The organism is Mycobacterium hainanense, from assembly GCF_041890355.1.
In the GTDB taxonomy this organism is placed as follows: domain Bacteria; phylum Actinomycetota; class Actinomycetes; order Mycobacteriales; family Mycobacteriaceae; genus Mycobacterium; species Mycobacterium hainanense.
In genome coordinates this window covers 2,185,295-2,199,310 of record NZ_CP169059.1, presented here as the reverse complement: position 1 = coordinate 2,199,310, position 14,016 = coordinate 2,185,295, and the positions used below count along the sequence as shown (strand labels likewise).

General features: G+C 62.3%; 12 protein-coding genes, 1 tRNA gene and 1 pseudogene. 4 read left to right on the top strand and 10 right to left on the bottom strand.

Annotation, left to right across the window (positions count from 1 at the left end):
* Positions 1 to 105 precede the first annotated feature (105 nt).
* On the top strand, positions 106 to 1,476 hold the full coding sequence (locus ACEL92_RS10295; RefSeq protein WP_374025464.1) for a DUF2254 domain-containing protein: 1,371 nt from the start codon (positions 106 to 108) through the stop codon (positions 1,474 to 1,476).
* Positions 1,477 to 1,488: 12 nt separating this feature from the next.
* Here the strand turns inward: ACEL92_RS10295 and ACEL92_RS10290 are convergent, their stop codons facing one another.
* The 4 genes from ACEL92_RS10290 to ACEL92_RS10275 all read right to left on the bottom strand — a co-directional run bounded on the left by ACEL92_RS10290 (position 1,489) and on the right by ACEL92_RS10275 (position 4,338).
* A complete protein-coding gene (locus tag ACEL92_RS10290) occupies positions 1,489 to 2,790 on the bottom strand; it encodes an SLC13 family permease (RefSeq protein WP_374025463.1) in 1,302 nt (433 codons plus the stop codon).
* A 10-nt stretch (positions 2,791 to 2,800) separates the two neighbouring features.
* Complete coding sequence (locus ACEL92_RS10285; RefSeq protein ID WP_374025462.1) at positions 2,801 to 3,244, bottom strand: CBS domain-containing protein; 444 nt, start codon at positions 3,242 to 3,244, stop codon at positions 2,801 to 2,803.
* A gap of 71 nt (positions 3,245 to 3,315) precedes the next feature.
* Positions 3,316 to 3,510 (bottom strand): hypothetical protein, encoded by a 195-nt coding sequence (locus ACEL92_RS10280; protein WP_374025461.1) that lies wholly within the window; start codon positions 3,508 to 3,510, stop codon positions 3,316 to 3,318.
* 168 nt (positions 3,511 to 3,678) lie between these two features.
* On the bottom strand, positions 3,679 to 4,338 hold the full coding sequence (locus ACEL92_RS10275) for an HAD-IA family hydrolase (protein ID WP_374025460.1): 660 nt from the start codon (positions 4,336 to 4,338) through the stop codon (positions 3,679 to 3,681).
* A gap of 447 nt (positions 4,339 to 4,785) precedes the next feature.
* Here ACEL92_RS10275 and ACEL92_RS10270 point away from each other — a divergent pair, with 447 nt between their 5' ends.
* Positions 4,786 to 5,709, top strand: coding sequence for a class I SAM-dependent methyltransferase (locus ACEL92_RS10270; RefSeq protein ID WP_374025459.1), 924 nt, complete (start codon positions 4,786 to 4,788; stop codon positions 5,707 to 5,709).
* Positions 5,710 to 5,718: 9 nt separating this feature from the next.
* On the opposite strand, the gene ACEL92_RS10265 is transcribed toward ACEL92_RS10270, so the two are convergent.
* Positions 5,719 to 7,032: an NtaA/DmoA family FMN-dependent monooxygenase gene (locus ACEL92_RS10265; protein WP_374025458.1), complete on the bottom strand. Its 1,314-nt coding sequence runs from the start codon at positions 7,030 to 7,032 to the stop codon at positions 5,719 to 5,721.
* Positions 7,033 to 8,017: 985 nt separating this feature from the next.
* On the opposite strand from ACEL92_RS10265, the gene ACEL92_RS10260 reads away from it, so the two are divergent.
* Positions 8,018 to 9,688 (top strand): sulfatase-like hydrolase/transferase, encoded by a 1,671-nt coding sequence (locus ACEL92_RS10260; RefSeq protein ID WP_374025457.1) that lies wholly within the window; start codon positions 8,018 to 8,020, stop codon positions 9,686 to 9,688.
* A gap of 51 nt (positions 9,689 to 9,739) precedes the next feature.
* Positions 9,740 to 10,031: pseudogene (locus ACEL92_RS10255) on the top strand (site-specific integrase); the annotation flags it as partial.
* 114 nt (positions 10,032 to 10,145) lie between these two features.
* Here ACEL92_RS10255 and ACEL92_RS10250 read toward each other — a convergent pair.
* From ACEL92_RS10250 to ACEL92_RS10230, 5 genes are all read right to left on the bottom strand, one after another.
* Entirely contained in the window at positions 10,146 to 11,333 is a 1,188-nt protein-coding gene (locus tag ACEL92_RS10250; RefSeq protein WP_374025456.1) for an IS481 family transposase, read from the bottom strand.
* A gap of 113 nt (positions 11,334 to 11,446) precedes the next feature.
* Positions 11,447 to 11,520 (bottom strand) — tRNA-Ile (locus ACEL92_RS10245).
* Between the two features lie 100 nt (positions 11,521 to 11,620).
* Positions 11,621 to 12,040, bottom strand: a complete 420-nt coding sequence (locus tag ACEL92_RS10240) for a hypothetical protein (RefSeq protein WP_374025455.1) — start codon at positions 12,038 to 12,040, stop codon at positions 11,621 to 11,623.
* 276 nt (positions 12,041 to 12,316) lie between these two features.
* Positions 12,317 to 12,739, bottom strand: a complete 423-nt coding sequence (locus ACEL92_RS10235; protein ID WP_374025454.1) for a hypothetical protein — start codon at positions 12,737 to 12,739, stop codon at positions 12,317 to 12,319.
* Between the two features lie 397 nt (positions 12,740 to 13,136).
* Positions 13,137 to 14,000, bottom strand: a complete 864-nt coding sequence (locus ACEL92_RS10230) for a carboxymuconolactone decarboxylase family protein (protein WP_374025453.1) — start codon at positions 13,998 to 14,000, stop codon at positions 13,137 to 13,139.
* Positions 14,001 to 14,016: the final 16 nt, after the last annotated feature.

Here is a 14,016-nt window from a genome sequence, read left to right as displayed (position 1 = left end):
TCCGATGGTCGAGGACAGGATAACCCGGTGAAAAGCCATGTCATTTACAGAGATTCATGAGATCCGCCACCGGCCGCCGCATCTTCTAAGAACGCCGGTGCTGTGATGTTCGGCTCCGCTTATCTAGAGGCCGATTGGCGTCGAGAGGCCTTGAGGACAAATCTGTGGGTTGTCCCGGTACTGGAAACATTGGTGATCTCAGTCCTTTTCGTCGCGACCTACGCAGCGGACCGCGCTGCCTACAACGGCACAATTCACTTCCCGGAATGGGTGTTGAACGGAACGGCCGATACTGCACGAGTCATCTTGACCACGATTGCCGCGGCAATCATCACCGTCATTGGCATCGTGTTCTCGATTACGATCGTCGTCCTGACTCTCGCTTCGACTCAATTCGGGCCGAGGATGCTACGCAATTGCGTGCGCGATTTGGGAACACAACTGGCGCTGGGGGCATTCGTCGCAACGTTCTGTTACACCATGATCACCCTGGTCGCGGTCGGCGGTGGTGGCGACAAGGGCGACTTTGTTCCGCATCTGTCGATCACCGTGGCGTTGGTGCTAACCATGGCGAATGTAGGTGTACTGATTTACTTTCTCAACCACGTCGCCGTGATGATTCAGCTGCCAGTCGTCATTGCAGCAATCGCCAAAACGCTGAACTTCGAGATCGAGGCACAAAATCGTGGTGCAACAACGGCCGGCGGGCGCGCCGTCGGACCGCCTTGCCAGGAGTTGTTGTCGCGGCTTGCCGAGTCTGGCGCCCCTATCCGCACGCCGCGCAGCGGCTATCTGCAGGTGATCAGGATGGAAAAGTTGGTGAAGGTGGCGTCGAAGGCCAACGCGGTCATCGAGTTACCTTATCGTCCAGGGCATTTCTTTGTCGCCGGTCAGGTGATGGCGCGAGTGTGGCCGGCCAGTGCCGCGAACGCGGTGCAGGAAAGCCTGGCGTTCGGTCACATCGCAGGCGCGTATCGGACACTTCCCCAGGATATTTCGTTCGGTGTCGATCAACTGGTTGAAATCGCGCTACGCGCATTGTCGCCCGCGGTGAACGACACCTTCACTGGTATGACGTGCGTCGACTGGATCGCCGACGGGCTCTGCCGGATTTCTCGCTCTTGGCATCCACAACGGATCCGCCGCGATACCCAGGGCCAGATACGCGTCATCGCCTACCAGCCCGATTTCGAGCGGCTCGTGCAGAGAGCGTTCGACACAATCCGCCAGGCGGCAGTAGGAATGCCCGCGATCATGATTCGCCAACTCGACGCCTTGGCCAAGATCATTGAACAAACATCGGACCGCAGCCGGCGAACGGTGCTCGTGCGGCAGGCGGACGCAATCCAGAAATTGAACCTTGAAACGGTGCCCGACTCGGGAGATCGCAATGACGTTACCCGCCGATACGAGGCTATAGTTGCTTTGATCCACGCAGATACGAAGCCGTTGCACTCCGAAATCCTGGCGAACTGACGGCGTCCCGCGTTACGCCAGCAGGAAATAACGTACCCAGAGGTAACCCGCCGAGGTCGCCAACGACACGGCGGTCACCACCACCCCTTTTTGGGCGAAGTCCCAGAAAGAGATCGGAGTTCCGGCGCGCTTGGCGATCCCTGTGACGACGACATTTGCACTGGCGCCGAGCGCAGTAAGGTTGCCTCCGAGGACGGTCCCCAGGATCAGCGCCCACCACAGCACCGTGGGATTGTGCAGCTGGTGCTCCGAGGCAGTCAGGTGAGCGACGATCGGCGTCATCGTGGCCGCGTAAGGGACGTTGTCTACGGTCCCGCTGATCAGGAAGGACACGACGAGGACGGCCATAACCGTTACTAGGCCATTGTTGCCGATCGCATCGCCTGCCGCGTGGGCCAATTTGTCCATGACTCCGGTCCTCACCAACGCCCCGACCATCACGAATAGTCCTGCGAAGAAGAGCAACGTCTCCCACTCCACACTGGAGAGGTAGAACTCACGACCCAGTCTGGATATCACGATCAGAATGCCCGCCCCGGTCATCGCGACTAAGGACGGCTCCATGTGGATCTGTTTGTGCGCAACAAAACCGGCGAATACCACGATGAGGACGATCCCGCACTGGACCAGCAGGCGACGATTGCGGATCGCCTCGTTCTCGTCGAGCGACATGACATCGGCGATGCGGTCGGCATCGACGGAGAATGCCTGCGGGAACAAGCGCGGGACGAGAGCGACCAGTGCGCAAAGGACGAGGATTACCGCGGGGGCCATATTCGCCAGGAAGGAGACGAAGCTGAGTTCTGCTGCGGTGCCGATGATCATCGACGTCGGGTCACCGACGAGCGTCGCGGCGCCACCAATGTTGGCGGCGAACGCTTCGGCGAGAAGAAATGGCGCTGGGCCGATGTCCAGCCGTTCGCACACCAACAGGGTGACGGGTGCGATCAAGAGGACCGTCGTGACGTTGTCCAGGAAGGCGGAGCCGACAGCGGTCACAAGCAACAGGAACACCATGATCCGCAGCGGAGAACCCCTGGCGCGCTTGGCCGCCCAGATCGCCACGTATTCGAACACCCCGGTCTGGCGCACAACGCTGACGATGATCATCATCCCCAGGAGCAAAAATATGACGTCCCAGTCAACGCCGGTTTCTTCCGAGTAGAAAACCTCGTGCGAATTGATCACCGGCAGTACGAACATCGCAGTCGCGCCACCGAGCGCGACCAGCGTCTTGTTGAGGCGTTCGGTGGCGATCAACACAAATGCGACCACAAATATTGTGGTCGCATAAACGGCGTAGGCGGTGGTCATCGAGCGGCGATCACAACTTCAGGACCGCAGCGAGCAGGCGGGATGCGGTGATTACTCCCAACAGCTTGCCGTGCTCGACGACCGGAATCAGCGGGGTGTGCAGGCGCGCCATCTTTGCGGCCACCTCGAGGATGGTGTCGTCGAAATCGGCAGGTGGTACGTCGACCAGATGTTCCGGGAGCATGGCGCCAACCACCCTGCCGTTCAACCGCTCTGCGACGTGGTCGGCAACCGATTCGCTCAGTACCCCTGCTAGCAATGGATCGTCCTGCACGTAGCGGGGCACGATAAACCGCACGACCTGCGAGGCAGGCAACACGGCAAAGGGGCCGCCCGACCCATCAACGACCAAGATCCCGGGCAACCTTTGTTCGGCAATCATGCGGACGGCCTCGAGCGAGTCTGCGTCGGTGGTGATCACCGGGAACTCTTCGACGATATCCGCGGCGTGCATATGCAGACTTTACAAAGCGCCGCTTTCCGAGCGCAGTGGCCCTTACGGTCCCTTGACGGCGGCCACAACCCTTAGTCGCCCCACACGGAGCTGTAGTAGACCGTGTTCGCCACCGACACTGAACCGTCATCCTGCTCGATCGCCGCAAGCCCGCCGATGGCCAGAAGTTGACGCATCGCGGTACCGACCGGCTGCCATCCCAGGTTCCCTAGGTGGGCCGCGACTTCGCTGCACTCGGCCTCGAAGCCGAGGTCGGTGATGTCCAAATCGAACCCATGCTCGCGCCATTTGGCGCTGGCCTTGCATCAGCTCGCAGGCGCGGACTTCGAAGCACCCGAAGCCGTCGAGCTGGACTCCGATCTGCGCGACATCGCCCTATTACGCGGGCCGGGATTAAGCCGCGCAAACCGTGGTCGCGCAAGGCGGCATTGTCGTCAACCGCTTTCGGCGGTCAGTAACTCGACACCTCCGTCGGTAACTTTGACACTTACGCAGGACAGATCGGTTACGACGACGTCGGCGTCCGCCAGTTCGGCGGCGCGGTGAGTGGTCGTGACGGCGAGCACTTGCGCCCCTGCGGCTCGGCCGGCACCGACGCCCGCGGGCGCATCCTCGACAACCAGGCACTCCCGCGCCTCGACGCCCAACGCGGCGGCGGCTTTGAGGTAGCTCTCGGGGTTTGGCTTGCCGTTTGATACATCTTCCGCGGCGATCAGCAATGTCGGAGCGGGGAGCCGCGCCGCCGCCAGACGAGCAGCCATCAGCGAGCGTGGCCCGGAAGTCACCGCGGCCCAATAATTATGCGGCAGGGCATCCAGCAGCCGGCGCGCTCCGGGTAGCTCCAAGACACCGTCGAGATCAGCCAACTCTTGCAGAGCGAGCTGACGAGCTGTCGCTGCGACCAGGTCGTGCGGTGCGACGAATTGCGCGACAGTGTCCTCGGTCCGCCTGCCGTGGCAGACCTCTCGTACCGCTTCGTAGTCGACGCCATATTCGTTGGCCCAAGTACGCCAAGACTGTTCGACCGTGGCCGTTGAGTCAATCAAGGTGCCGTCGATGTCGAACAAGATTCGCTTGCCGCGCAGCACCACCATAGGCAGCCACCCTAACGGGATCGCGGTTCAAGCACCGGGAGGTGTGTCGCTGCCCACATCTGCCCCGCAGACACGCAACCGACGAGCAGGAGTTCGCCAGGCGCATAGCCGATTTCAGGTTTGCCCGAGATGAGGATGCCCGGCGATGGTGCGTCCACAGTGAGCGGGCCACTTGCACCCCTCTGCAGTCAGAACTGCACGTCAGCAGTCTCCGCCAATCAGCGTCGAAGAGAAGGGGCGTGGCGCCATCGCGTATCGGATCTTTGCTAATACGCGGGTCCGGCGGCGTTGTAAAGGAGAACCGGAAAAGTTTAACTAGTTTTAGCACATGTCGTCAATTTGCATCGTGCTGATATCATCTGTTTAATCAAATGCTTTGCCTCCGCCTGTCGCTACCCAACGACGCCGCGCCAGGCGTACGGAGTGTGCGCGACGAAAGGATTGTTGGTGTCAACCACCAAACGAGCGCAATACGAGTTCATCCATAAGATTTTGCAGCACGAAACCGCAGCCCTGAACTTCACTTTGTCAGTGTTGGAAAGAAGTTACAAATCCCACTTTCCTCGTCACTCCAGCAATGTACGTGCCGTCTTAGAGGACGTGTGCAAGTATTTGCTAGCAGCTGATAATGGGCGCGAGCTCTATCAAGCAGCTGAAGAGGTGCACGCACGATTCTTCACTTCCGAGGGTGACGGGTCATGGTTCAGCGAGGGCTACTCGGCATATAAGGCGCAGCGGAAGCCGGTACAGGACTTCAACAATCTCGCCGACGCCATTAACGGTAGCAAAGTCCTCGACTTCGGCAGCGGTCGCGGTCATTTAGCTGCGCTGATCGCGCGCGCCGGTTACGACTGCTACACCACCGATGTCATGGACTACCGCGGCCCGGAAGCTGGTCATCTACCCTTCCGGCAGATGGCCTCCCCTGTCGACGTCCCGTATGCGGACGACACGTTCGACAGTGCGATCGTCAAAACCGTGCTTCATCACGTCGATGAGCCAGATCTGATTCCGCTCTTGATCAATTTGCGGCGCGTTGCCCGGCGGTTGATCATCGAGGAAGACACGTACGCCGTGGCCGGAGCGCCCCTGGGTGCTGCGGCGGGACAGATTGAACTTACCGAATTCAATAAATTGGTCGAAAGCGATCAATTTCACGCGCTTGTGCTCATTGATTTCTTTGGTAATGCCGTCGCTCAGGGTCTTGTCGATATGAATTTCGGCTGCCAATTCAAACCGGTTAGCGAGTGGCATGCACTGTTCGGGAGCCTCGGCTTCCGGGTCGTAGATACCGACGTCGTGGGCTTCCGCCCCGGCAATATCCACAAAGCCTGCCAGGTCCGCTTCGTCGTCGATCGCGACGAGGTCTAAGGGAAGACGCTATTTGGCCGGCCGTTCGAGCCCAAGCTGATCGCGCAGTGTGGGCCCGGCGTACTCGGTGCGGAATCGGGCGCGGCGCTGCAGGACGGGAACGACATGATCGACGAACGTCGTAAGCTCGTCCGGCAACGTCGATCCCATGATGGTGAACCCGTCGACTGCGCCTGCGTCCTGCCAGGCGGTCACATGGTCGGCCAGCTGCTCCGGCGTGCCGATGAAATGCGTCTGTCCTGCCAGCCCGCCCGTCACCTGCTTGGCGATCTCCCTCAAGGAAGCTTCAGGCCGCGCGCGCGAGGCCGCAAAGAGCTGCTCGGCGCGGCTCGACGGCGCCGACCGCTCGGTCCAGAGTTCGGCGGGCAGCGGAGCATCGGGATCGAAACCGTCCGGGTCAAGCCCCGCCGTGTAAAGCGTGTTCTGCCAACGAAACTCGGGGTTCTCCAAGTCTTCGAGGCGCTGCGCGCGTGCTCGAGCCTCGGCTTCGGTGCCGCCGAGTGTGATCATCAGCGCCGGCAGCACCAGCACCTGATCGGGCTTCCGGCCTAGCGCCGCGGCCTGTTCGTGCAGGCTGGCGCGGAAAGCGACCGCCGCCTCAAGCGAGGGTGGCCCGGAGAAGACCACCTCGGCGTATCGCGCGGCCAGCCCGACGCCCGCGGCCGATTGTCCCGCTTGAACGAGTACCGGATGCCCCTGCGGGCTGCGCGGAAAAGGTTGGACACCCTCGACGTCGTAGTACTTGCCGTGGAAGCGCGGCGCATGCAATTTGGCGCGGTCCGCCCAGACGCCGCGTTCCCGGTCACCGATGACCGCGTCGTCCTCCCAGCTGTCCCAGACCTGGGTGACGGCGTCGACGAATTCGTGGGCCTGCGCGTAGCGGTCGGCGTGCTCCGGGTGAAACGGCTCGCCGAACGCGGCCGCGGCCAGCGGCGTGACGGTGGTGACGATGTTCCAGCCGGCGCGACCGCCGCTGAGGTGATCGAGCGTCGCGAAGCGGCGAGCCAGCTCCCACGGCTTGCTGTAGGTCGTCGACCCGGTCCCGATCAGCCCGATGTGATCGGTGACTGCCGCCTGCGCCGAGAGCACGGCGATCGGGTCGAACTGCGTCTGAGGCAGGTACGTGGCGCGATATTCGGCGATGGCGATGTTGTCGGCCAAGAAGATCGAGTCCATCAACCCGCGTTCGGCGATGCGCGCGATATCCGTGTAATAGGACAGGCCCAAGACATTGCGCACGTCACCGTCGACGACGCGCCACGCGGCCTCGTGATAGCCGTTCGGCCAAATGAAAGCGTTGAAGTGCAGAGACGGCGAGCTCACAGGTTCGACTCCTTCGTGCGCGTGAATGCTTGCGAGGGAGGCGTCGTGGCGACGTCAGTTCCTCAAGGCAATGTCACAGCCCTAGGCATTCTGTTGAGGCAACACGGCCGGCGGTGGAAATAGTCCTTCGCCGGGGGGATAGCTGATGTTGGTATGACGCTGCCGCAGTCAATTACGGTCAACCCCTCGAGCCGCTCTTGAACGCCAGGTTCGCGGGTGCCGAGATCCCTGACGAACCCCAATGGCCGTACGCGCACACCTTGGACGCCAGTCCGGACAAGGTCTATGTTCGAGGCGACGGACAGCCGTACCGCATCGACAGCATTACCATCTACGGACTGCTCCATTGGGAGCAACAGCGAACTCTGCATCTAGTGATGGAGAAAGTACCTCCAGGTCAGGCGTTCGCCGGCGCTCTTGTAGGCACCAGCACTATTCCCGGTCAGACGTGGGCCTTCATTTTCTCTGCGCTCGTTTAGGCGCTTTGGCACAACTGGCACAACGGGACACAACGTAGCATCGATCTCATACACTCAGGCCAGGAGCAGGGCGACGGTGTGGTGAACCGTCATCGTCCTGCCTCCTTCGCTTCCTACCCGCCACGGCACACGCAACGCGCCCCGGACCTCAACTGCTATAGGTCGGATCGACCGGCTGGGCGCTCAACCTGCGAAGTCCAACGTGTAGTGCCCTGGCCCGGTTTGGTAGCAGAAGGAATGACGCGTGCCAACGGCGTTCGCCTGCTGGGCCGCCGCCTCGCCGCCTGATTCGTCCCGTGTCGCTTGTCTGTGTGAACGAAGTTCCCCGATGCGGTGACCTTGGCCCCTATCGAGCAAAGGCCGCGACGTCAAGCATGAGGCTAAGCGCACCGACGATTTGGCTTCGGGGGGAGGAACTTTGGTGAACGATTAGGCGCTTGCTGTGGTTGCCGGTCACCACCAAGGTGCTCTGCGGCAGACCATCCAAACACGGGAAGGACAACCCAATGACACCGGCCGAATCGGCGAACGGAAGCTCAGGACCAATCATCCACGATGCCGAGTACTACATCCTCGATGCCCAGCACGGCGAGCGGTGGGCGGCCGAGGACAACGACCTCGACACGAGGCTGGCCGCGCTGAAAGAGAAGTTCCGTACGCCGCCCAACATCATCCACGTGATGTGGGACGACACCCCGGTGGGCGATGTAGGCATTCCGGCGCTGCAGAAGGTGCGTGGGTACGAGACGCCGAACATGAACCGGATGGCTGCCGAGGGCATCAATTTCATGCGTATGTACAGCGAGCCATCGTGCACACCGACCCGCGCGGCGTGCCTGACCGGGCGGCACCCGGTACGCAACGGAATGCACACGGCAGGTGTTCCGTTCGAGTACGGCGGCTTGCCTTCGGCGGAATCCACCATGGGTCAGGTGCTGTCCGACGCCGGTTATGCGACCGCATTCTACGGCAAGGCTCATCTGGGCGACATCGAGTCCGGCTACCTTACCGAGAGGGGCTTCGATGAGGCGCTGTGGATGCCCTACAACCAACTGACGAGCCTGTACAACCCGATGGCGCAGATGATGGGACTGACACCGGGAGTGCTGCATCCCGAGATGTTTCCGCCCGACCCTTACGACATCGACACCGGCTGGCGCCCAAAGGGATTTGTCTTCGCGCTCGAGGGCATCAAGGGTGGCCCGGTCACCGAGTTCGGGGCTGCGCCCGATCACAACGACTACATGAAGATCGAAGGCGAATGCCAGAAACGCACGATGGCGTTCATCCGAAACAATGCTGCCGCGAAGAAGCCGTTCTACTGCGCGTACTGGCCTGTCGGCACGTCTTTCCTCGGGTTCCCGAATCGGGTCACCAGTAACGGCGCGCTGCTGCCTGAGGCGCTCGCGCGCATAGACCGTTTCATCGGCGAGCTGATGGCCGAGTTGACCCGGCTGGAGATCGCGGAGAACACCCTGGTGCTCATCATGGCCGACAACGGCCCGATGACCCACGAAACCAATGCCGGTACGGGATTCAACGCGACGCTCTACCGTGGCGGCAAAGGCGACTACCTCGAAGGCGCGGTGCGGGTGCCCGCGCTGGCCTGGTGGCCCGGCACGATCAATCCGGGGCAGGCGGTCGGCGACATCATCCACGCCACCGACCTGTTCACCACATTCGCCCGCCTCGGCGGCGCGACCGACAACATTCCCACCGACCGCGTCATCGACGGTGTAGACCAGACCGCGCTGCTGCTCAACGGTGACACTCACAGCCGCCGCGACTACGTCTACATCTACACCGGACCGATCCTGGCGGCGACCGTCAAGGGCCGCTACAAACGGGTGTGGGTCGGGGACAATCCGGGCTTATCCGGCGCAATGTTCTATGACCTCTACAACGACACCCGTGAAGAAAAGGGCATCATGGTGCCGATGTTTCCCGCTAAGGGCATGTTCAACATGATGAAGGCCCGCCACGAACTGTGGATGGAGCGATACCCGAACACCCCGGAAGAACGGCACTGGCCTTTAACCGGCATCACCGACGCCCGCGCGGAAACCACGAACGCTGGGCAGCCGCGTGTCGACCTCACCAAACTACCGTTCGACCCTATGGACTTCCTTGGCAGACTCCCCGACTGGGAAGGCGTCGAGTTCGACCGTGAAGGCTGAGCCGACTCCGATCACCACAGATGGGGACCGCACGCCGCCAGGCGTCCATTCGTCGGCGAGCTACCCATGATCTTCCCGTCGACAGGCGGGCACCTGGCGGGACCCTAACAACTTCGGCAGCAGTGGCGCACGGTACGCGCGGATCTAGGCGTACCGGACATAACCACGCACAGCTTCCGGAAGACGGTCACCACGCTCATAGATGACGCGGAGCCTGTCTGCCCGTGGGGGAGCTGACCAGCTCGGTCATAGCAAGGTGTCGATGACGCAGACCAATATGGCTAGGGGACGCGTCCACCCTGAGCTTGCTGAGCTACTGGACCGCGCTATAAACGATGAATAAAGGATGGGTCGCGACCCACGGACCAGAAAAATAGCCTCTGAAGTAGGGCTGTTCAGCGTCGGTTGATTCTTGACGTTTCTGTGTCGGTTGATCCTTGACACTCGTGTTTGTTGTTTAGGTCCCGGTGCTGGTGCGTAGGGCCCGTTTGTTTCGTACCTCGCCGCGGCTGGTCCGGGCGGCAGTTTTGACGAGTTGGTCGCCGATCCAGAACCGCAGCAGCTCGCCGTCGACGTAGACGTCGCAGCGGGCACCGGCATGGTGTCGCCCGATGCTGACTTGCTGCCAGGACACGCACACGATGCCGTTGGAACACACTCGCCGGCTGACCCAGTCATCGCCGGTGCGATCCATGCCGGCCTGCTCGGGCGTCGCCAGGGTCGGTGCGATGGTGGCCGGGGTGAACCGCTGAGCGGGGGTCGCCATGTCCAGCGATTGATGCGGCCGGGCGGTGTTGTAATAGTCCACCCACTCATCTAGGGCCTGCTGTGCCACCTTCAGGTTGGCGAAAGGTGGCCTGTTGCTGAGGAACTCGGCGCGCATACTGCGGTGAAAACGCTCAATCTTGCCGGTGGTGGTCGGGCTGCGCGGCTGGGTCAACAGGTGCTCGATCCCGTGTTCGCGGCAGATCCGATCAAAGAGCACCTCCACCACCGGGTGGTTGAACCGGCCAGTGAACACCTTGCCGTTATCGGTCAAGATCTGCTCAGGTGCCCCATGAGTGGCCAGCGCCGCGCGCAAGCCATCACACACCGCGCGGGTGCGCTCGCGGGCCATCAGCCGCGCGCAGACACACATCCGGCAATGATCATCGATTCCGGTCAACGCTTTGGCGCTGGTGCCATCGGCCAACGGAAATCCGCCCACGATGTCCATTTGCCACAACTCCATCGGGGCGCCGCGTTCCCAACGTTTCCACTTCCTCAAGCGCCGATCCCGCACCGCCGGGTCGATCATGCCCGCGCGCAACAACGCCCGATAAGCCCCCGATTCGGAGGGCAGCGGCCCTATGCGGCGCTTGGCCAGCTCAAACACCAGCCGCCGCGGCCCCCAATATGGCCGCGACCGACGCAACTCCAACAGCGCCGCCTCCACCACAGCCGACATTTGATGCGGACACGACACCGGCCGATGCGACCGATCTACCAGCCCTTCAAGACCCGCTGCCTCGTAACGGGCTAACCAGGAGTGCAGCGTCTGACGCGACACCCCAACTTTCTCGGCGACCTGCGAAATCGACAGACCCTCACTGATCACTGCCAACACGGCCTGATACCGCTGCTCGGCCACGCTCAACTCCCTCATCCAGGGAGTGTCAAGGATCAGCCGAAGCAACTGTCAAGCATCAACCGAAACACTGTCAGGCATCACCCGAAGGTGAAATGTCCAGCATCAGCCGAAGTCACACACCTCTGAAGTAGGGCGGGCGGGGCTCGAACCCGCGACCAACGGATTATGAGTCCGCGGCTCTAACCAACTGAGCTACCGCCCCTAGCGATGTTCCGTAGGAAACCGTAGCCCAAAGCCGGGTCGCCGTCGGCCGGGCATGCGGGAAGCCCGCGCGCCTTGAGGGGCGGCGGGCTTCCAGGACCTCACGCAGGCGCCGGCTGGCCGGGCGCTTGCCGCGCGGCCTGATCCTTGAGCCTCGGGATCAAGTCCGGCGCGTAGACGTAGACGGCCGACTCGACCTCCCACTCGGCCTGGGCTTGGCTCATCGGCGTCGTGCGGGTGATCATGTTCACCAGCTCCTGGGCCTCCCCGAACGGATTGGGGTTGGCCCGTACCTGGCTGGCGAACCACCGGCCTTCGGCCGCCTCACTGCAATCGTTGAAGTCGGCATTGTGGACCATCTTGTTCTGCGCCAGCAGCTTGATGTACTCGTCGTCGGCCGGGGACATACTGCACGACGCCGACGCGTGCGGCGCTCCCAGCACGGAACCCCCGAACATCGCTGCCCCCAGCGCAACGCCGGCGACCCCCACCGCCAGCAGTTGTCCGCGCGATCGTGTCATATTCACTTCTCCAGACCCCCTATCGTGGAATTTGCTAGCTGTACTTTCGCGCTACGAGTCGGGTACCACCGTCGCCAAACACGGCAAACGACGCGCTCATCGAACAATGGGTGAACAGCGGTTTGCCAAAATCTGGGCGAGGCAAAAGTTTCGACTCAACAGGGGAGTTTCAAGCAATGACCGGCCACCGCCGCTAGGCAATCACACGCGCCGGGCCGATCACCGGTACAGAGAGTACCGGTGACCTGGTTCGAGTTAGCTGGTAACGCCGGGTCGCTACTCTTTGGGCCAGTCGGCGGTCGCGGCCTGGTCCTTGATCTTGGGGATCACGTCCGGCGCATAAACATAGATCGCCGACTCGACCTCCCACTCGGCCTGCGCTTGGCTCATCGAGGTCGTGTTGGTGATCATGTTGACCAACTCTTGGGCTTCCCCGAAGGGGTTGGGGTGGTTGCGCACTTGGTCGGCGAACCACCGTCCCTCGGCGGCCTCGGTGCAATCGCTGAAGTCGGCGTTATGCACCATCTTGTTCTGAGCGAGGAGCTGGATGTATTGGTCGTCTTTCGGACTCAGATTGCACGACGCCGAAGCTTGCGGTGCGGACAGCACGGCGCCCCCGAGCATCGAGGCCCCCAGCGTGACGCCGGCAGCCCAGACCGATGACGCTCGCATGTGCGACCGCGAACGGGTGATTGTCATTCCGGTCCTCCCTCTGCGCGGAAGCGATGTCGCTCCCCGACGCAAGCCAAGCCTTCGTGTGTGGTAACTGCTAGCCGAGACAACGTGCCACGGCTTTCAGTCACGCAGTCGATAGTCGTCTACTCAGGCGGCGCTGCCATCTGAGATCACCAGCACATATGAGTTCACATATGAGTTTCGGTGTCGGGTCATAAATTTAGCCAGTACCAGCGGCCTGAGCGACGAACTTTTGCTTGCGTGACCGTGTACGGATGGTTAACATTCGCTACTTCGCACCGGGCCAAGGCCGTGGACCGGCCCACGCAAGCGAGGCAGCGTGCCAGCGCCAAAAGATCCTTGACCAGCGACTAAGCTCCCGGACCGGCCGCCTGCGGGCACCCCGCTCCGTGTGCGGCCGTCAGCTGAATACGGTTTGTCCGTCGGTATCGAGCAGATAACGCTCGGTCCCCTGCTCGACGCGGGGCGCATCGGCACCCAAAGCGACGGCGACTTTATTGCTTGCATTCCGCATGATGTCAAAGGTGAGCTCGACGGCCTCGGCTTCCGAGAACCGGGAGCGCACCTCGGCGACATCGTCGGCGGCGAGGTGCGCAGGGGTCCAAATTAACGCATCGGTGTAGCGCAGCGCTGCTTTGACGCGGTCGTCGAGCAACCGCGAGGCTTCGAAGCGACCGATCTCGTCGTAGAGCGTCTCCGAACCGCCGGCGTCGAGCGCCGTGCCCTCACGCAGCGACTTACACAACCGGCAGTTGTGCTGAGCCGCCCCGCGCAGCCGGACCAGCTCGGAGGTGACCGGGTCGAGCGCGCGCATCCGGGCCACGGCGGGCAAGAAGTCGTTGAACACCAGATTCGCCGGGTTGGTCGAGTGATCCCAGGCGACGCCGTTCACCCAGCCCACGTACTGCGAGCCGACGCCGAGTGCCTCCAGCCCGGCGCGCACCCGCGGGACGAAGTCGGCGATATACATCGAGACCACCACGCCAAAGGCCCCGTCACCCAATTGCCTGACCAGCCGGGACCGCTGCGCGCCGGTGATCGCGGAGACATCGGCGCTGAACTGCTCGGCGAATTCGGCGACGGCGACCTCGGTCTGCGATTCGGGTGCACCAACCTCGAGGGGCGCCGGCAACGGCGGCAGCGACAACGTTTGCGCACATACCCGCCGAATCAAGGCCGCGACGCGAGCCTCCGGCGCGGAGCCCGGAAACAGGGCCACCAATCGCGCGAGCTGATCTGCTTGGACCGAAGCCGGAGCTGTCATTCGTCACACGCTAGAA